Genomic DNA, 18,306 nt, shown 5'->3' on the forward strand with positions numbered 1-18,306 from the left:
TCAGCGTCTGCTGCAGGTCGATGATGTAGATGCCGTTGCGGTCGGTGAAGATGAACCGCTTCATCTTGGGATTCCAGCGACGGGTCTGATGCCCGAAGTGGGTGCCGCTGTCAAGCAGCTGCTTCATGGTTACAACAGCCATAGTCGGCCATGTCCTCTTGTTGTAGGTTGCCGTCCGGCGTCAGGTGATGCCGAACCCTGGCGTCTGTTGCCTGCCGGACCCTTCTCGAGAATTCCCGAGTTAAGGGACCACCCGGCACGCGTGTGCGACCCTGAAGGAGCGGGGCCGCGGCACAGGCGCGCGAAGTCAACCCGCTGATGCGAGTTGCGGGAGTGAGTTTACACCGTTGACATGCGTGCTTTATCCATCGGTGCTGGGGGTCCCCCCGCTCGCGGGGGAGAGCGAAGCGACCCGGGGTTATCCATCGGAGGGCAGGAGCGAAGCGACCCGGGGTTATCCACAGCGACGCCACCATCCACAACTTCGGCGGCACGGCTTCCCCTGGTAACAGTAGCGCGCTGAACTGGGCAGATGAGGATCATCGCGCTCCTGGGCGCCATCAGCATCGTTTTGGCGGCGCCGGTCCACGCCAGCGACGGCAGGCTGGACTGGCCCCTTCGACCTCGACCAGAGGTAGTCCGGACGTTCGACGCACCGTTTCCCAACTGGAATCGCGGCCACCGGGGCGTCGATCTCGCCGGAACATCAGGTCAGACGGTGTACGCGTCCGCTCCGGGCACCGTCGTGTTCGCGGGCGAGCTGGCAGGCCGGCCCGTGGTGTCGATTGCCCATCCGGGCGGCCTGCGGACCAGTTACGAGCCGGTGCGCGCGGTCGTGCGGGTCGGCCAGCTCGTCGACTCGGGCAGTGCGATCGGAGAGTTGGTGGCCGGCCACCCCGGTTGCGGCATGTGCCTGCACTGGGGTGCGATGTGGGGCCCTGCCTCGAGAGCCGACTACCTCGACCCGCTCGGGTTGGTCGCCACGACGCCGATCCGGCTCAAGCCCTTAGCCGGCTGACTTTCCTGCGCGAGCAGTCGCAAATGTGCCCATTTGCCGCGGCGCAGCGCACTTTTGCGACTGCTCGCGCTCGTGCGGCGGCCCGAGAATTGGATGCAGCAGTACCGAACGGCACTATGCCCGAGGGTGCGCCTGGTCGTGAACCGCACGCAGGCGGGCGACGGACACGTGGGTGTAGAGCTGCGTGGTCGCCAACGACGAGTGACCCAACAGCTCCTGTACGACGCGGAGATCCGCTCCGCCTTCGAGGAGGTGGGTCGCCGCGCTGTGGCGGAGCCCATGCGGACCGATGTCGGGAGCCCCGGCGACCGCCGACATGGTCTGGTGCACGACGGTTCGGGCCTGACGCGGGTCGATGCGTCCGCCCCGCGCGCCGAGAAGGAGCGCGCGTCCCGACGACGCGGTGGCAAGTGCAGGCCGGCCGTCAGTCGACCAGGACGTCAGGGCACGCACCACCGGTTCACCGAAGGGCACCGTCCGCTGCTTGTTGCCCTTGCCGAGCACTTGCAGCACGCGCCTGCCGGTGTCGACGTCGTCGACGTCCAACCCACACAACTCACTGACGCGAATGCCCGTGGCGTACAACATCTCGACGATCAGTCGGTCGCGCAACGCGAGTGGATCGCCTTGCTGTGCACCGGATTCGGCGGCGTCCATCGCGTCGAGCGCCTGATCCTGGCGCAGGACGGCCGGCAGGGTGCGATGGGCCTTGGGCATCTGCAGTCGCGATGCGGGATCTGCGTCGATGAGGCCGCGTCGGGATGCCCACGCGGTAAAGGTCTTCACTGCCGAGGTCCGCCGCGCCAGCGTCGTCCGCGCCGTTCCCGTTGCCGCCTGAGCCGAGAGCCACGACCTGAGCGTCAACAGCGTGAGTCGATCCAGCGACGGATTCGGCGTGCGTTCCGCCAGGAAGGCAAAGAGCGACCTGAGATCTCCGAGATAGGCGCGCCGGGTGTGCTCCGACCGCCCGCGTTGCAGCTCGAGGTACGCGTCGAACTCCTCGAGGACGACATCGAGCGTGGGACCCACTCCCCTACGTTGGCAGAGAGATGCCCATACCTCTACACGGACGGGCGCGTGTCGCGGAATCGAGACCTCACGGTGACCTGGTGGAAATTGCCGGATTTCGCGAAACTTCCTGCGCCACTGCGGTTTAACCAGTCACAGTGGCGCGTTCATTGTCGGTTGTCGAAGGTAAGTTGGTAAGTGGCGGCAGCCATTCCTGACCTAGCGGTTGGGCAGCTGGCCGATGAACCGCGCCCTGGCTGGCCGCGCCGGATCGGCGATCCGCAGATCCAGGCGGTGTTGGAGGCGCGGTTGGCTCTGCCTTGACTGGGTATGCAGCCAGCGGAGTGCCCGATTGGTGGCACGAGTGATGTAGTGGGTATACGCAGGAATCAACCGCGGGGACGAGGAGCCATGTCAGATGCAGGCCACCCACGCCTTGCCCACCGAATCGAGCAGCTCTACGCGACCGATCCGCAGTTCCGCGCTGCCGCGCCGCTACCCCATGTCACCGCCGCAATACAGTGGCCGGGCCTGCGGCTGTGGCATGCGATCGACGCTTGTCTGAGCGGTTATGCCGACCGGCCGGCGCTGGGACAGCGGTCCCGCGAGGTGACCCGCGACCAGACGACCGGGCGTTCCACGACCACCCTGCTGGCTGGTTTCGACACCATCACGTATGCGCGGCTGCGCGAGGACGTCGTGGCGCTGTCCAACACCTGGCAGGCGTCCGGCTTTGCGGCCGGTGATTTCGTCACCGTGCTGGGTTTCACCAGTATCGGCTACACCGTGCTACAGCTGACGTGTGCCCGACTCGGCGCGGTGTTCGTTCCACTGCAGACCAGCTCGTCGGCCCGACAGCTCGCGCCGATCATCGCCGAGACCGCACCGCGGACCTTCGCCGCCAGCGTGGAGTCCCTGGACACCGCCGTGGATCTGATCATCGGTGCGCCGTCGGTGCAGCGACTGGTGGTATTCGACTACCCCGAGTCCGATGACGAACAGCGCGAGCGGTACCGCATCGCATTGGCACGTCTGGCCGACGCGGGTCGGGTACTGGACGTGGTGACGCTGCTCAACGATATCGACACCGGGCGCGAACTCCCGGAATCGGACCCGTTCATGCCAGGTGATGGCGAAGACCCACTGGCCGCACTGATTTACACATCAGGCAGCACTGGTGCGCCGAAGGGCGCCATGTATACCACTGATCTGATGACACGGTTGTGGCAGCGTCCGCACAGTCCGTCGGTCGATATCGGCATCGAGATCCCGGCAATTCACCTGCAGTACATGCCGCTGAGCCATGTCTACGGTCTGGCCTGGCTGATCTCGACGCTGACCTCGGGCGGTATCGGCTATTTCGCCGCGAAGAGCGATATGTCGACACTGTTCGACGACATCACCCTGGTGCGCCCAACCGCGCTCAACCTCGTGCCGCGGGTGTGTGACATGTTCTTCCGGCGCTACCGCAAGGAACTCGACCAGCGCACAGGTGGGCAATCCGTCACCGAAGTTCTCGACGAAGAAGTGAAAGGCGAACTGCGGAAAGACTTTCTGGGCGGCCGGTTGGCTTCGGCGATGTGCGGCAGTGCACCGCTGTCAAAGGATATGCATGCGTTCGTGGAATCGCTCATGGATATCACGGTGAGCGACGGCTACGGCTCGACCGAGAACGCCGGCGGCATCATGCGCAACGGGAAGCTGGTACGCCCACCGGTGACCGATTACAAGCTCGTCGACGTACCCGAACTCGGGTATTCCACCGCCGATGAACCGCATCCACGCGGTGAGCTGTATCTCAAGGCCACCACGCTGATTCCCGGGTACTACAAGCACCCCGAACTGTCGGCCGACATCTTCGATGCCGACGGCTTCTACAAGACCGGTGACGTGATGGCCGAGATCGGCCCGGATCACCTGGTCTACCTCGACCGCCGCAATAACGTCATCAAGCTGTCGCAGGGTGAGTTCGTGGCGGTGTCGAATCTGGAGGCCACCTACTCCACCAGCCCCTACATCCGACAGATCTTCATTTACGGCAGCAGCGAGCAGTCGTTCCTGCTCGCGGTGATCGTGCCCAACCCCGACGCCATCGGAGATGGCGATGCGCGCACCCTGATCGCCAACTCGATGCAGCAGCTCGCCGCCGACGCGCACTTGAACTCCTATGAGGTGCCGCGGGATTTCCTGCTGGAATCCGATCCGTTCACCGGGGACAATGGCCTGCTCTCCGGTGTCGGCAAGTTGCTGCGCCCCGCACTGAAAGCCCACTACCTGGACCGGCTCGACGCCATATATGCCGAGATCGCCGCTGGCCAGGACGATCAGCTCGACGGCCTGCGTGCCGCCAGCCGCCACCAACCCACCATCGACACGGTGCGGGGAGCCGCCATGGCGACGCTCGGTCTCGACACGAACGGCGCGGCGTTGCCGGCGGACGCGAAGTTCATTGACCTCGGCGGGGATTCACTATCGGCGTTCTCCTTCGCAACCTTGCTGGAAGAGATCTTCGGCATCGACGTGCCGGTGCAGACCATCGTCAGCCCCACTGCGACGCTGGCGACTATCACCGATTATGTCGACGGCGAACGACAGTCGGCATCGACACGCCCCACGTTCGCATCCGTGCATGGACGCGGTGCAGAGGTTGTGCGGGCAGCGGATCTGACCCTGGACAAGTTCATCGACCCCGCCACACTGGCAGCCGCGCCCGGGCTTCCCGCGCCGACCGCAACGATCAACACCGTCCTGATGACCGGGGCCAACGGCTATCTGGGCCGGTTCCTGTGCCTGGACTGGCTGGAACGACTCTCACAGACCGATGGGCGCCTGATCTGTCTGGCCCGCGGGGCCGATCCGATTGCCGCCCGGCAGCGCATCGAAGCGGCCATCGACTCCGGCGACGAGGCCTTGTCGAAGCGGTTCCGCGAGTTGGCCGACAAACATCTCGAGGTACTCGTGGGGGACGTGGGTGCGGCGAAGCTGGGAGTCGATACGCCGACCTGGAGCCGGCTCGCGGAATCGGTTGACCTCATCGTGCATTCAGCCGCATTGGTCAATCACGTGCTGCCCTACAGCCAGTTGTTCGGGCCCAACGCCCTCGGCACCGCCGAGATCATCAAGCTGGCCATCACCAGGCGACTCAAACCGGTCGACTACATCTCGACGGTTGCCGTGACGGCGCTGTCCGACGGCACGTACGTCGGCGAGGATCTGGATATTCGGGTGGCCAGCCCGTCGCGCTCCCTGGCCACGTCCTACGCCGGCGGCTATGCGACGAGCAAGTGGGCAGGCGAGGTACTGCTGCGGGAAGCCAATGACCTCTGTGGACTGCCGGTCACGGTGTTCCGGTCGGACATGATCCTGGCGCACAGCACGTATACCGGCCAGGTCAATGTCACCGACATGTTCACGCGCCTCGTCCTCAGCGTCGTCGCCACCGGCCTGGCCCCGAAGTCGTTCTACCAACTCGACTCGGCAGGGAATCGGCAACGCGCCCACTATGACGGGCTCCCAGCGGATTTCACGTCGGCGGCGATCACAATCCTGGGTGCGCGGGGCATCGCCGGGTACCACACCTACAACCTCCTCAACACTCACGACGACGGGATCTCCCTGGACCAGTTCATCGACTGGCTGATCGCCCACGGGCAGCCCATCGAACGCATCGACGACTACGACGAGTGGCGGAACAGGTTCGAGGACGCGATGAAGGCGTTGCCGGACGATCAGCGCAAGAATTCGGTGCTGCCGCTGATGAGCGCCTACGCGCACCCGGCGCCCCCGGCGGGCGGTATTGGTATGTCGGCCGAAAAATTCCGCGCCGCAGTGCAATCCGCCGAAATCGGGACCGCCAGAGATGTGCCGCACCTGTCGGAGGAGCTGATCGAAAAGTACATTGCCGATCTGCACCAGCTGGGCATGCTGGGCGGCATCGAGGCAGCGGGGCGATGACCCTTGCGAACGTCTCGGCGTGCTGCTCGGGTTTCTCAGCGGCGTCGGATGGTGTTGGTTGGGGCGGGGCGCCTCGAACGCCATGCGGCGTTGGTGTAAGCCAGACCCTAGGGCCGGCAGTAAGAGGTCGCCCCGCCGTTTTGAGTGTCCCACCTGGGTCGACGGTTGTGCAATACCTGTATCGGTCAATCGCCGAGTTAGCCCGTGCAGTCAGGGAGCGACGGCGGTGCTGCTCGGATCGATCAGGACCTTGGCGTGTGTCTCGGGGTCCCTGAGCGCGTCGAAAGCCGTTGCGACGCCGCCGAGTCCGACCGTTCCGGTGATCAGGGGCGAACCGTCCAGTTTGCCGTCGGCCAGCAGGTACAGCGTGTCGCGGAACTCCAGCGGCGTGTAACCGAACACGAACCGCATGTCGATCTCCTTGCTGATCGCCATCACCGGCCTCAGTTTGTCCTCGCCCATGCAGACACCAACCACCACGACGCGTGAGTTCAGCGGCGCAGCGCCGATCACGCCGTCGAGCATCCCTGGCACGCCGACGCATTCGAAGATGACCGGCCGCTTGGGGCCAGCCGCACCGAGAACGTCCACCGCGCGGTAGACGTGCGACCACCCCGGCAGCCGCCGAAGTTTCTCCATCGACGCCATCCCGAGCTCGTACAGGGCGGGGGCGGTGGTGAGCACGCCCCTGGTGGCGGCCGCACGCGCGTAGGGAGAGTACACCGCGGGATCCACCACGACATCGGCACCGCAGCGTGACGCGAGAGCCCTTCTCCCGGCCGAGAAGTCGCTTGCGACGACGGTGCGCACCCCACGTGCCTTCAGGTGGCTGATGACCGAGAGCCCAACCGGACCGCAGCCCACCACGATCGCGACGTCGCGCCGACCGATCTCGCTGCGGCGCACGGCGTGCAGCGCCACGGCCATCGGTTCGGTCAGCGCGGCGAGGTCGGGCGACAGACCGTTGGGGACGACGAAGCTCATCGCCGCCTCCGCAAGCACCTGCTCGGCGTATCCGCCTGGCGCCAACGGGGAGAGTCCGGTCAGGTGCACGCCGCCGTTGGCCCGGACCAAGGGGAAGGACACGACGAGCGCGCCGTCGGTGAACGACTTGGCGACCCCGCGGCCACGCTCGGCGACCTCACCGCAGAACTCGTGGCCCATCACGACGGGCGTATCGGCCCGCATGAAGTCCGGATAGCCGATCTCCGACATCACGTCCTGAAGCTCGTCGGCATGGTCCTTCGCGTGCAGGTCGGATCCGCAGATGCCGCATCGCCGCACCGCGAGGACGAGTTGGCCCTTCTGCGGCTGCGGATCGGGGAGTTCGACGACGTCGAGTGAACCGTGCGCGCAACTGACCGCCTTCACCGCGGCACCTCCGCGGCATCGACGCGGCGCAACGCGTCAGCGGTCAGGTCCATCAGCGAGGCATAGCCGTCGATGCCCAAGATGAGATCGGCCTCGCCGAGCAGCGACCGTAGGACGTGGACCACGCCGTCGACGCCGCCGAGCGCCATGCCGTATGCGTAGGGCCGCCCGACACCGACGGCGGTGGCGCCGAGCGCGAGCGCCTTGACGATGTCGGCGCCGCTGCGGATACCGGAGTCGAACAGCACCGGCACCCCCGCGGCAGCCTCGACGACGCCAGGCAGGCAGTCGATCGCGGGCAGGCCGCCGTTGGCCTGCCGCCCGCCGTGATTCGAGCAGTAGATGCCGTCGACGCCACCGTCGATGGCACGTCGGGCATCGTCGGGATGTTGGATGCCCTTGACCAGGAGCGGAAGCTTGGTCAGCGACCGCAACCACGGCAGGTCGTCCCAGGAGAGCGAGTTTCCGAACACCGAGATCCACTTGAGGATCGCGCCCTGAGGGTTCTCGTCGGGTGTCTGCGGCAACGACGCGAGGAACACGGGATCGCTGGTGTAGTTCGACAGGCAGTGCCCGCGCAGCTGCGGGAAGTTCGACGTCGAGAGGTCACGCGGACGCCAACCGGGTACCCACGTGTCGAGCGTGACGACGATGCCCTTGTACCCGGCGGTCTCGGCACGCGAGACGAGGCTTGCGGCCAGGTCGCGGTCCGTCGGGGTGTAGAGCTGGAAGAAGCCCGGCGTATCACCGAATTCGGCGGCGACCTGCTCCAGCGGGTCGGCCGTCAGCGTCGAGACCACCATGGGCACCCCGGTTCGGGCGGCGGCTCGCGCCGCGGCGAGGTCACCGTGACCGTCCTGCGCGCAGAGCCCGATGACGCCGATCGGCGCCATGAAGACCGGCGACGGCAGGGTCAGACCGAACAGCTCGACCGAAACGTCTCGTTCCTTGGCGCCGACGAACATCCGCGGCATCAGGCCCCAACGCTCGAAGGCCGTGACGTTGACGCGCTGCGTGCGTTCATCACCCGCGCCGCCGGCGACGTAGGACCACAATGACGGAGACATGGCGGCCTGGGCCTTGGCCTCGAGTTCTGCGAACGCCATCGGAAGCGATGGTAGGACACCAGAAAGGCCCTGCAGATAGATCTCGAGTTGATAGTCACCGAATGCCATGGGCCAAGCGTGCCAGCCCAACCTCACCCGGCGGTCTGAGACTCCGTTTTTGCCAGTTCGGCCTTCCACTGCCGGAACGTCTCTTCGGTGCGTCCGCGCCGCCAGTAGCCGGATATCGACGCCCACTTCGCGTCGACGCCCCGCGCCTTGCGGATGTAGGACCGCAGGTTGTGCATCACTGCCTGGGCTTCGCCGTGGATGAAGACCTGTACCTGGCCCGGCAGCCACGGGGCTTCCTTGACTGCCGCGATCAACGGCGCCTGGTCACCTGCCATCTCCTCGGGAACGAGGTCGGCGCGGCCTCCGCGGTAGATCCAGCGGATCTCTACGTTCTCGGGCGCGGTGAGCGTCAGCTCGTCGTCAGGGCCACTGACCTCGATGAACGCTTGACCGACGGCGTCGGGTGGCAATGCTTCGAGTGCGGCGCTGATTGCAGGCAATCCCGCTTCATCGCCTGCCAGCAAGTGCCAGTCGGCCGCGGGGTCGGGTGCGTATGCGCCGCTCGGGCCCATCAGATAGGCCGGGTCGCCCGGGCTGACGGAATCCGCCCACGGTCCGGCCACACCGTGCTCACCGTGGACGACGAAGTCGATGCCGATCTCGCGACGTTCGGTGTCGACGTGGCGCACGGTGTAGGTGCGGACGACGGGGCGGTGCTCGTCGGGCAGCTCGTTGAAGCTGTCGAGCGTCAATGGCGTCGACAGCGCGGACACGTCGGTGCCGGATCTGGGCAGCACGATCTTGACGTAGGAGTCGGTGAACTCGGTGGGCTTGAAGGTCTCGAAGCCGCCGCCGAGTACGACCCGGATCATGTGCGGCGTCAGCTGTTCGCTGCGTACCACTTCGAATGTGTGGATCGGACGCCCTGCCACAGTCACCTCATAACGATCGTTGATTGCCCTCATCGACTATACGAGCGGGCACGCCGGGGTGGCGGCCTACCGCGCGAGCTTGATTCGCCATCGTCCGTCGTGACGGACCGCCAGACCAGCGAGTTCCAGGGTCGCCAGCGGGCCCAACAACTGGGTTGGCGGAACGCCCGCCTCCACTGCGATCTGGTCCACGGTGCGGAAGCCGCGCGCCGGCAGCGCGTCGTAGACCCGCGACTCGGCATCGGTCAGTCCGTCCAGCGGTGAGGTGGGCCGATCGGGTTCCGGTGCGAGTTCGCCTGCCGCTCCGACCAATTCGACAACCTCGTCGACGCGTGTCACGAGGAAGGCCCCGTCCCTGATCAACACGTGGCATCCGGCGGATGCCGACGACGTCACCGGCCCGGGAACGGCGCACACGGGGCGTCCGAGTGCTTTCGCCCAGCCGGCGGTGTTGGCAGCGCCACTGCGCAAGCCTGCCTCGACCACCACCGTGGCACCGGAGAGCGCGGCCACCAGACGATTCCGGGTCAGGAACCGATGGCGAGCGGGACGAACGCCTGGCGGATACTCACTGACGAGCAGTCCCTGCTCGCCGATGCGGCGCAGCATCGCGGTGTGTGCGGCCGGATAGGGCACGTCGACGCCGCCCGCAAGCACCGCGACCGTGAGACCTTCGACGCCAAGTGTCGCCCGGTGTGCCATGCCGTCGATGCCGAAGGCGCCGCCGGAGACGATCGCAACGTCGCGCTCTGCGAGCCCGGCGGCAAGATCGGCGGCCTGATGTTCGCCGTACGACGTCGCCGCGCGAGTGCCGACGATCGAGCATGCGCGCTCAGCGACGTCGGCGAGCGATTCCTCCCCCACCACCCACAGCACCAAGGGCGCACGGCCTGCGGGCCTGTCGCGCTCATTGACACCGCGGAAGCTGGTGAAGGCGAGGAATGGCCATTCCGGATCATCGGAGGTGACGAGACGACCGCCCAGCCGGGCCAGAATGTCGAGATCGTCCACGGCGCAATCGATTTCCCGCCGCGCCTCGGTGAGCTCCGCCAGCCCTTCTGTCACGTCACCGCGCCTGATCCGCTCTGCGGCCTCGAGGGGTCCGACGGCGGCCACCAATTCGGCCAAGTCCTTCGACGGCGGTTCGACGACCCGCGAAAGGTACGCCCATGCCCGGCTGTCGTCGCTCATCGCGCACCCCCGGCCTGGCGAAAGCTCAACGCGGTGTTCACGTCGTCCAGTACCGGCGAGGTACGCCCCGCCAAATCGGCAATGGTCCACGCGACGCGGAGAGTGCGGTCGACGCCACGGATACTGAGTTCACCTCGGTCGAGGGCGGCCCGCAATGGTGCCATCACCGCTCGATCAGGCCGAAACCGTCGCCGCAGCAGGGCTCCGCTGACCTCGGCATTGGTGCGAACGCCGTGAGGAGTCCACCGCGACGCGGCGGCTGCCCGGGCCGCGGCCACCCGGTCGCGCACCGTCGCAGTGGACTCGCCGTCCTCGGCGTTGATCTCGCCGGACCGGACCGGATGCAACTCCACGCGAAGGTCGACGCGGTCCATCAGAGGCCCGGACAGCTTGCCCAGATATCGTCGTTTGACGACCGCCGCGCAGATGCAGTCACGCGAGTTGGCCGGGGCACATGGACACGGGTTCGCTGCCATGACGAGCTGGAAGCGAGCGGGATAGTGGGCGACGCCGTCGCGGCGCGCGAGGCGAATCTCACCGTCTTCCAACGGCGTTCGAAGTGCCTCGAGCACGCTGGAACTGACCTCGGCACACTCGTCGAGGAACAGCACCCCGCGATGCGCTCGGCTGACCGCGCCCGGACGCGCGATGCCCGAACCACCGCCCACCAGCGATGCGACCGTGGAGGTATGGTGCGGCGCGACGAATACCGGCCGGGTGATGAGCGGAGTTCCGCCGGACAGCAGCCCCGCCACCGAATGAATCGCCGTCACCTCAAGTGACTCTTCGTGAGTCAAAGGGGGCAAGAGGCCCGGAAGGCGTTGTGCCAACATCGTCTTGCCGACGCCCGGCGGTCCGGTCAGCATCAGGTGGTGCGCACCTGCGGCGGCGACCTCGACGGCGAACCTGGCGTGCGACTGCCCCACGACGTCGGCGAGATCGGCAACCGGCTCCGTCTCCGTCGCCGCGTCCATGATCCTGTCGCAGAGTGAGCACTTGCCCTCCAGCCAGGCCTGCAGCTGACGTAGCGTTCGCGCACCCCACACCTGAATGCCATCGACGAGACTGGCCTCGGCAAGGTTGTCAATCGGCACCACCACCGCGGACCAGCCCTCCCGCTTGGCGGCCAGCACCGCGGGCAGCACTCCCTTGACCGGTCGAACCCGCCCGTCGAGCGCCAATTCACCAAGCAGGACGGTCTTGTCCAGCCGCGCCCACGACTTCTTCAGATGCGCCGAGAGCACCGCGACCGAGAGAGCGATGTCGTAGACCGAGCCCACCTTCGGCAGCGTGGCCGGCGAAAGCGCCAGGGTCAGCCGCGCCATCGGCCAGGTGTTGCCGCAGTTCGTGATCGCCGCACGAACCCGATCGCGAGCCTCCTGCAGCGCGGCGTCGGGAAGCCCAACGAGGTGCACGCCGGGCAACCCCGAGGTGATGTCCGCCTCGATCTCGACGATCGCGCCGTCCACTCCGCGCACCGCCACCGAATACGCGCGCCCCAGCGTCATCACCCCACCCCCTGCAGATGGGTGATCTCAGGCGTCGGACCGTGACCGATCCGCACGCCGACGACGTCGATGCGCACCTGTGCCCAACCGGTGTCCTGGCCGGCGAGCCACACCCCCGCGAGTCTGCGCAACCGCCGCACCTTCTGCGGTGTCACCGCCTGCGCGACGCCACCGTACAGGTCAGTGGTCCGCGTCTTCACCTCGACGAACACCACCACCCGCGCCGCGGTGTCAGCGGCGATCACGTCCAGTTCGCCGTATCGGCACCGCCAATTGCGAGCCAGCACCCGCAGTCCACTCGCGGTCAGATGGTCGACCGCCAGTTGCTCACCGAACGCGCCGATCTGCGCACGATTCCACGTCTCCGTCATGGCCATACCCTGGAGCGGTGCCACGACACACCGATTGAGACCTCAGCCAGTTGCGCACAGTCGCGGATTCATCCACAGCGCAGCATTCGACCGCCCATAACCGGCCGCTACTCGAAGGTGAAGAGGATCTTGCCCTCTCGACCTTGCCGGGTCGCGGTCGCGAACGCCTCCTTGAAGTCGTCCAGGGTCGCCGTCGCCGCGACGCGCGCACTCAGTGTGCCGTCGGCGACGAGGTCGATCACTTCGCGGTAGGCGGCCTGAACTTGCGCCGCATCAGCGCGTTGCGTCCAGTTGAGCAGCCAGAATCCTGTCAGGTTCGCGTGATTGCCGATCAGGTCCACGAGATCCACCTCCGATGGCCGACCCGACAGGTATGCGTAGGTGACCAGGCTCGCGCCGAAGCGAAGTCGGTGCGCCAGTTCGGTGCTCGCCGAGCCTCCGATCGAGTCGACTGCGAGGTCCAGTGTCTGCTTTCCCAGCGCGTCGGCCAGCTTCACCGCGAGGTCGTCGCCGTCGACTACGACCAGATCCCCGCCCCAGCTGCGGACCTGTTCGGCGGCCGCCTCTCGGCGAACCACGCTCAGCGTGCGATGGCCAAAGTGCTTGGCGAGTTTGACGAGATACTCCCCCACTGCCGAGTTGCCTGCGGTCTGCCCGATCCAGCGGTCCTCGGCGTCGGGGTTGCCGTAGTCGCGCAGCAGCCGCAGCGCCGTCATGGGGTTGATGCCGACCATCGCCAACTGGAGCACGTCGGCTCCCTCTGGGGCGAGTACGACGTCGGTGACGGACGCGACTAGATGCGTCGCCCACGTGCCGTGGCGGTAGCTCGGCAACAGCACGACACGAGCTCCCAGCAGCGCGTCATCGACCTCTGGTCCAACCGCCGTGATCCGGCCCACCCCCTCCGCGCCGACGTCGGAATGCCGTGGCGGGGTGAGGAAGTACTGGCCCGTGATGTAGAGGAAGTCCGACGCGTTGATCGTGGCGGCCGCCATTTCGACCACTACCTGCCCGGGGCCAGGTGTCAGCGAGTCGAACTCCACCAGTGACACCACGTCGGCGGGTCGCCCAATGGCCTCGATCTGAAGTTTGCGCATTGTCGTACCTCTCACGATGGTGTTGCAATCAATCCTGTTTGACGACGTGCAGGGCACACAACGGCCCGTCGAGCTGCATCAGCCGACCACCGTCCCGGAGCCCCCCGACGTAGACCGCCGCGAAGCCGAGCGCGTCGCCGAATTCGGCGAATGCCGAGTTCGCATCGTCGTCGTCGCCGGCGTGGAAGAGAACCTGCCGACCGTCGTGATGGCGGGGATCCGGCGCGATGAAACTGGCGTACATCGCGTTGAACGCCTTGACCACCGTCGCGCCAGGGACGTGCCTGGCCACCCATTCACTCCCGGTCTCGTCGCCCAGGTCGGCGCGCCCGGCGTACGTCGGCTCGACCTGCGCGAACTGATTGGTGGCGTCCACGACGGTGCGGCCGGTCCAGTCCCCGATCTCGGCCACGACGTCGGGCACCTTCACGAAGGGCACCGCGAGAACGACCAGGTCGGCATCCGCGGCCTGCTGCACGGTGGCCGCGACGGTGTCACCACCCAGTTCCACAACGACGTCGCGGAGGCTGGCGGGGCCGCGACTATTGCTGAGCCGCACGGGAATTCCTGCGGCCACACAGCGTCGTGCTATCGCCTGCGCCACCGGGCCGGCACCCAAGATGCCCACGCTGTCGACCATCGCCACACCTCTCCGCTTCCCACTTCACGCTACACATTATGGATCAATCAGTCAATAACTGGGACATGCGTCGGCCGTCCGGCGACGGCCGCTAGTGCGCGCCCGCACGCGGCAGCAGCGCAATGAAGTGCTCTGCCGCGGCCTCCATGCGTGCCGGTGTGTAGCCCGCCTTGCGCAGGGCCTCCGAGCCGCGAAGGAACGTGAGAACCAGCAGCGCCAGCTGGTCCGAATCGGCGCCGGGATCGATGTCACCATCGCGCTGGGCCGCCGCGAAGGTCTCCGCCAACAGTGCCTGATACTTCTGCATCGACGCCTTGACGCGACGGGTCACGTCCTTGTCGGTGGAGCCCAATTCGGCCGCGCTTTTGGCCATCAGACAGCCACGCCTAGCCGAGGCTGCAGTGGTGTCCGCCAGGTTCCTGATGTGGCCCGCCAGGCGTTGGAATGCGGAACCCTCGGATTCGGTCAGATCCGCCGAGACTCCGGCCATCGTGACCGCGCAGTACTCGTCGAGGGCGCGTAGGTACAGCGCGTGCTTGTCCCCGAAGGCGCCGTAGAGACTGCCCCGCCCCAGACCGGTCGCCTCGGTCAAGTCGTCCAGTGACGTGCCCGCGTAACCCGCGGACCAGAACTGGTCGCGCGCTGCAGTGACGACATCCTGCTCGGTGAATTTGCGTGGGCGTGCCATGTGTCGATCATACCCATTGTTAACCGATCATTCAAAAACTTCTGCAGGGGGCCTTCCGCCGACGACAGAGGACGCGCATCTGCCCCGACCTCGGCCGTGCAAGGATGGGCCGCATGGTTGGCCGAACGCGTCGCAGGCGAGGCGGATTCATCGGCGATGGCCGACCGGCGCGGGCGTCTGCCCTGGTCATCTCCTTTTTCGCCGCCCTTTCCGCCGTCCTCGTGGCAGGCTGCACGTCTGGCGGCATCGTGAACACCGACGACGCGCGACCGACCACGCAGACCAGCACCTCGGCCCCGCCTCCGCTGCCAGTACCTGCCAACAACGACAACCTCGCGAACGCCTTCGACTACGCCGCACAGCAGAACGGCGAGACGGGCTACTACTTCACCAGCCCGAGCAAGCGATGGGTGTGTGCCGTCATCCCACGGGAGACGGCCGGTTGCCAGTCGTCGACGGGCTCGACCATCCCGATCAAGGGCGCCCCGGACACCGTGGCGGGACCGCAGGGCAAGGACGCCTCTCCGAACGCCATTCAGGTGGGCATCGAAACGGACCCGCAATTCGCGGCGCTCGAGGCACCCGGATACGCCCTCGTTCCCGGGCCCGCGGCCGTTCTGCCGTTCAACGAAGTGCTCATCGTGGCGGGGTTTCGATGCAACGTGCAGGAGGCGACGGGCATCTCCTGCGCCAGTGAAGTGTCCGGCAAGGGCTTCACGTTCAGCGCCGACGAATACACGCTTCGGTATACGGATCTACCCGCGTAGGTACGCCTCGCGGCTACGACGAGAGCGCGTCGAACAGCGTGGCCAGTTGACTCGGCGAGATGTCGACGCCGCACTGGTTCTTCACGTCCTTCAGCGGCTGGACGATGTTGTTCAGGTCGAAGAACTCGCCCGGGTGGGCGGTGAAGTAGCCCCGCACCGAGGTCCTGGCGTCCGCCGCTGGCTGGTTCGCCGCCGCGGTCAGGACGTCGTCGGCACCCGGGTGGGCATCGAGGTAGCCGCCGGCGGCGGCCAGCACCCCGCTTGCCGTTGCCGCGAATCCACTCGCCTTGCACGGCGCGGCGTTGGCCGCAGGCAGCGCAACCGCGCCCGCGATGACCGCACCAACCGCGCACGCGCCGAAGGTCGCCACGGTTCCGCGGCGCAAAGAGGTGGCAATCAGGTTCATGGCGTCGATTCCTTCGGTGTCTCGGATGGGCCGTTTCCCACATGCAGTCCTACGTGTCAAGGACAGCGCATACGGACGACGTGCACAGTCAACGTACAGAACTATCAGCCGATCAACGGACACAAACCGTTTCGCCTCCGCACGTGTCAGACCCCCGGGTTACTTTCGCCCGATCACCCACCACCCGAGGAGACCTCGATTGCGCACACCCATCCGTCACGGCGAAGTCATGCTGCTCCCGGTGAGCGCCGCCCCGTCGGGTACCGCCGAGAAGGTCACCAGCTGCATCGTCGGACACAGCGAGTCCGGCCACCACCACGTCCTCGACAGCGATCGGGAGTTCGCCAAGATCGTCTCCGCGAGCGGGACGCTGTACGTCGACCTCGACGTCCCCACCCGCCTGTCGCACCAGAAGGACCACGATCGCCATCGCGAACTGGAGGTGCCCGCGGGCGCGTGGCGCGTCGTCCGCAAGATGGAGTTCGACGTTCAGTCCCGCGTGGAGTAGAGCATCAATCGCTCGCAAGTGACGTACAGCGCCTTCCCATCCGCATGCCAGGTATGTTTGTTAGGTAATCCTCACCTTAACGGCGCTGCAGGGCGACGACCTGCGCGGGAAGGAACCACTTCATGCGGACACCCTGGAAGCGGGTCGGCGCGCTGGTGTCCGCCGTCATCCTCGCAGCGGGTTTGGCGGCGTGCTCGTCGTCAACCGACGAGTCCGACGGACTGCTGATCTACAACGCCCAGCACGAGTCGCTCACCAAGGAGTGGATCGACGCCTTCACCAAGGCGACCGGCATCGAGGTGACGTACCGCCAGGGCGGCGACACCGAGCTAGGCAACCAGTTGATCGCCGAGGGCGCCTCGTCACCGGCCGACCTCATCCTCACCGAGAATTCGCCCGCGATGGCCGCAGTCGAGAAGGCCGGGCTGTTCGCCGACGTCGCCCCGGTCACGATCGCGCAAGTCCCTGCGCTGTACCGGCCCACCACCAACAAGTGGACCGGAGTCGCCGCACGCACGACGGTGTTCGCCTACGACAAGTCCAAGCTCACCGAGGATCAGCTGCCGAAGTCGATCATGGATCTGCAGCAGCCGGTTTGGAAGGCCCGGTGGGGCGCACCGCCCGTCAAGCCCGACTTCCAGGCGATCGTGGCGGCCATGTTGCAGCTCACCGGAGAGCCTGCGACCTCGGCGTGGCTCACAGGGATGAAGACGAACGCCGAGATCTTCCAGGACAACATCGCCACCCTGCGGGCCATCAACGCGGGCGAGGTCGACGGCGGCGTGATCTACCACTACTACTGGTTCCGGGATCAGGCCAAGACCAAGGGGATCAGCGGCAATGTTGCGCTGCACTACTTCCGAAACTCCGATCCCGGTGCCTTCGTCTCCATCTCCGGTGGTGGTGTACTCGCGTCGAGCAAGAAGAAGGACCAGGCGAGGGAGTTCCTGACCTTCATCACCAGCAAGGCCGGTCAGGAGGTGCTGGAGAACGGCACGTCCTTCGAATACCCCGTGGCCAGCGGTGTACCGGCCAACCCTGCCCTGGTGCCGCTCGCTGACCTTCAGGCGCCTTCCGTCAACCCCTCGGACCTCGACGCGCAGAAGGTCACCGACCTGATGACGAAGGCCGGTCTGCTCTAGATGAGGCCGAGGGTGATCGCCGTCGAGACGGCACCGACGCCAACCCGCGCGGTAACCGTTGGACGTGCGGGCTCCCGCCCAGGGCCGATGCTCATCGGCACCGTCGCGCTCCTGGTCGCGGCGACGTTCGTGCCGCTCGGCTACGTCGCATGGTCGGTGGTGTCCACTGGGCCTTCGCAGGCGTACACCCTCGTCGCGCGACCACGCGTCGGGGAGCTGTTGGTCAACACGATCGGGCTGGTCGTCGTGACCGTGCCGCTGTGCGTCGTCGTCGGCGTCGGCACCGCCTGGTTGGTGGAGCGCAGCGACGTGCCGGGGCGCGCGGCATGGCGTCCCCTGTTCGTCGCGCCACTGGCCGTGCCCGCGTTCATCAACAGCTATGCGTGGGTCAGCGTCATCCCCTCTTTGAACGGTTTCTGGGCGGGCGTCGTCGTATCGACGATGTCCTACTTCCCGTTCGTCTACGTACCCGCCGCCGCAACGCTTCGCAGGCTCGACCCCGCGATCGAGGAGTCCGCCCGCGCACTGGGTTCCAGCCCGGCCGGCGCCTTCTGGCAGGTGGTGTTGCCTCAGCTGCGGCTAGCGATCCT

The 18,306-nt window shown here is 66.6% G+C and carries 18 protein-coding genes; 6 read left to right on the forward strand and 12 right to left on the reverse strand.

All coding sequences use genetic code 11. The features are described from left to right. The coding region (locus tag QOI01_RS24775) for a 30S ribosomal protein S2 (RefSeq protein ID WP_526385715.1) at positions 1–142 on the reverse strand (142 nt) is incomplete at its 3' end. A gap of 390 nt (positions 143–532) precedes the next feature. Here QOI01_RS24775 and QOI01_RS24780 point away from each other — a divergent pair. Further along, a complete protein-coding gene (locus QOI01_RS24780) occupies positions 533–1,018 on the forward strand; it encodes a M23 family metallopeptidase (RefSeq protein ID WP_526385685.1) in 486 nt (161 codons plus the stop codon). A 114-nt stretch (positions 1,019–1,132) separates the two neighbouring features. Here QOI01_RS24780 and QOI01_RS24785 read toward each other — a convergent pair whose 3' ends face one another. Then, a complete protein-coding gene (locus tag QOI01_RS24785) occupies positions 1,133–2,047 on the reverse strand; it encodes a tyrosine recombinase XerC (RefSeq protein WP_526385687.1) in 915 nt (304 codons plus the stop codon). 390 nt (positions 2,048–2,437) lie between these two features. Here QOI01_RS24785 and car point away from each other — a divergent pair, with 390 nt between their 5' ends. Then, positions 2,438–5,980: a carboxylic acid reductase gene (gene car / locus QOI01_RS24790; protein ID WP_526385689.1), complete on the forward strand. Its 3,543-nt coding sequence runs from the start codon at positions 2,438–2,440 to the stop codon at positions 5,978–5,980. Positions 5,981–6,190: 210 nt separating this feature from the next. Here the strand turns inward: car and QOI01_RS24795 are convergent, their stop codons facing one another. The 9 genes from QOI01_RS24795 to QOI01_RS24835 all read right to left on the reverse strand — a co-directional run bounded on the left by QOI01_RS24795 (position 6,191) and on the right by QOI01_RS24835 (position 14,893). Then, positions 6,191–7,351: a zinc-binding dehydrogenase gene (locus QOI01_RS24795; RefSeq protein WP_526385691.1), complete on the reverse strand. Its 1,161-nt coding sequence runs from the start codon at positions 7,349–7,351 to the stop codon at positions 6,191–6,193. Continuing rightward, the gene (locus tag QOI01_RS24800) at positions 7,348–8,526 is read right to left on the reverse strand and encodes an alpha-hydroxy-acid oxidizing protein (RefSeq protein ID WP_526385693.1); all 1,179 of its coding nucleotides are present in this window, start codon (positions 8,524–8,526) and stop codon (positions 7,348–7,350) included. The genes QOI01_RS24795 and QOI01_RS24800 overlap by 4 nt, the downstream gene beginning before the upstream one ends. Before the next feature lie 23 nt (positions 8,527–8,549). Further along, entirely contained in the window at positions 8,550–9,398 is an 849-nt protein-coding gene (locus QOI01_RS24805; RefSeq protein WP_526385717.1) for a siderophore-interacting protein, read from the reverse strand. 66 nt (positions 9,399–9,464) lie between these two features. Continuing rightward, a complete protein-coding gene (gene dprA, locus QOI01_RS24810) occupies positions 9,465–10,589 on the reverse strand; it encodes a DNA-processing protein DprA (RefSeq protein ID WP_526385694.1) in 1,125 nt (374 codons plus the stop codon). After that, complete coding sequence (locus tag QOI01_RS24815; protein WP_526385696.1) at positions 10,586–12,097, reverse strand: YifB family Mg chelatase-like AAA ATPase; 1,512 nt, start codon at positions 12,095–12,097, stop codon at positions 10,586–10,588. The genes dprA and QOI01_RS24815 overlap by 4 nt, the downstream gene beginning before the upstream one ends. Beyond that, the gene (locus QOI01_RS24820; RefSeq protein WP_526385698.1) at positions 12,097–12,468 is read right to left on the reverse strand and encodes a YraN family protein; all 372 of its coding nucleotides are present in this window, start codon (positions 12,466–12,468) and stop codon (positions 12,097–12,099) included. Before QOI01_RS24820 ends, QOI01_RS24815 begins: the two co-directional genes overlap by 1 nt. Positions 12,469–12,575: 107 nt before the next feature. Beyond that, positions 12,576–13,565 carry a zinc-dependent alcohol dehydrogenase family protein gene (locus QOI01_RS24825; protein WP_526385700.1) on the reverse strand — a complete coding sequence of 330 codons (990 nt, stop codon included), beginning with the start codon at positions 13,563–13,565 and terminating at the stop codon, positions 12,576–12,578. Between the two features lie 28 nt (positions 13,566–13,593). After that, on the reverse strand, positions 13,594–14,205 hold the full coding sequence (locus QOI01_RS24830) for an NADPH-dependent F420 reductase (RefSeq protein ID WP_526385702.1): 612 nt from the start codon (positions 14,203–14,205) through the stop codon (positions 13,594–13,596). Between the two features lie 91 nt (positions 14,206–14,296). Further along, on the reverse strand, positions 14,297–14,893 hold the full coding sequence (locus QOI01_RS24835) for a TetR/AcrR family transcriptional regulator (protein ID WP_526385704.1): 597 nt from the start codon (positions 14,891–14,893) through the stop codon (positions 14,297–14,299). 113 nt (positions 14,894–15,006) lie between these two features. Between QOI01_RS24835 and QOI01_RS24840 the strand changes: the two genes are divergently transcribed. After that, complete coding sequence (locus QOI01_RS24840) at positions 15,007–15,660, forward strand: hypothetical protein (RefSeq protein ID WP_526385706.1); 654 nt, start codon at positions 15,007–15,009, stop codon at positions 15,658–15,660. Positions 15,661–15,673: 13 nt separating this feature from the next. On the opposite strand, the gene QOI01_RS24845 is transcribed toward QOI01_RS24840, so the two are convergent. After that, the gene (locus QOI01_RS24845) at positions 15,674–16,066 is read right to left on the reverse strand and encodes a hemophore-related protein (RefSeq protein ID WP_526385708.1); all 393 of its coding nucleotides are present in this window, start codon (positions 16,064–16,066) and stop codon (positions 15,674–15,676) included. Between the two features lie 199 nt (positions 16,067–16,265). On the opposite strand from QOI01_RS24845, the gene QOI01_RS24850 reads away from it, so the two are divergent. The 3 genes from QOI01_RS24850 to QOI01_RS24860 form a co-directional block, all read left to right on the forward strand. Then, on the forward strand, positions 16,266–16,574 hold the full coding sequence (locus QOI01_RS24850; protein WP_526385709.1) for a DUF8820 family protein: 309 nt from the start codon (positions 16,266–16,268) through the stop codon (positions 16,572–16,574). Between the two features lie 122 nt (positions 16,575–16,696). Then, a complete protein-coding gene (locus tag QOI01_RS24855) occupies positions 16,697–17,716 on the forward strand; it encodes an iron ABC transporter substrate-binding protein (RefSeq protein WP_526385711.1) in 1,020 nt (339 codons plus the stop codon). Between the two features lie 15 nt (positions 17,717–17,731). Beyond that, positions 17,732–18,306: ABC transporter permease (locus tag QOI01_RS24860; RefSeq protein ID WP_526385713.1), on the forward strand; the 575-nt coding region annotated here is incomplete at its 3' end.

The organism is Mycobacterium sp. (assembly GCF_032162605.1).
In the GTDB taxonomy this organism is placed as follows: domain Bacteria; phylum Actinomycetota; class Actinomycetes; order Mycobacteriales; family Mycobacteriaceae; genus Mycobacterium.

Bases quoted from the DNA above. Each gene is read 5' to 3' on its own strand.
- QOI01_RS24820 (WP_526385698.1), bottom strand. From the start codon at position 12,468: ATGACGGAGACGTGGAATCGTGCGCAGATCGGCGCGTTCGGTGAGCAA.
- QOI01_RS24825 (WP_526385700.1), bottom strand. From the start codon at position 13,565: ATGCGCAAACTTCAGATCGAGGCCATTGGGCGACCCGCCGACGTGGTG.
- car (WP_526385689.1), top strand. From the start codon at position 2,438: ATGTCAGATGCAGGCCACCCACGCCTTGCCCACCGAATCGAGCAGCTC.
- QOI01_RS24800 (WP_526385693.1), bottom strand. From the start codon at position 8,526: ATGGCATTCGGTGACTATCAACTCGAGATCTATCTGCAGGGCCTTTCT.
- QOI01_RS24845 (WP_526385708.1), bottom strand. From the start codon at position 16,066: ATGAACCTGATTGCCACCTCTTTGCGCCGCGGAACCGTGGCGACCTTC.
- QOI01_RS24855 (WP_526385711.1), top strand. From the start codon at position 16,697: ATGCGGACACCCTGGAAGCGGGTCGGCGCGCTGGTGTCCGCCGTCATC.
- QOI01_RS24780 (WP_526385685.1), top strand. From the start codon at position 533: ATGAGGATCATCGCGCTCCTGGGCGCCATCAGCATCGTTTTGGCGGCG.
- QOI01_RS24830 (WP_526385702.1), bottom strand. From the start codon at position 14,205: ATGGTCGACAGCGTGGGCATCTTGGGTGCCGGCCCGGTGGCGCAGGCG.
- QOI01_RS24840 (WP_526385706.1), top strand. From the start codon at position 15,007: ATGGTTGGCCGAACGCGTCGCAGGCGAGGCGGATTCATCGGCGATGGC.
- QOI01_RS24815 (WP_526385696.1), bottom strand. From the start codon at position 12,097: ATGACGCTGGGGCGCGCGTATTCGGTGGCGGTGCGCGGAGTGGACGGC.
- QOI01_RS24835 (WP_526385704.1), bottom strand. From the start codon at position 14,893: ATGGCACGCCCACGCAAATTCACCGAGCAGGATGTCGTCACTGCAGCG.
- dprA (WP_526385694.1), bottom strand. From the start codon at position 10,589: ATGAGCGACGACAGCCGGGCATGGGCGTACCTTTCGCGGGTCGTCGAA.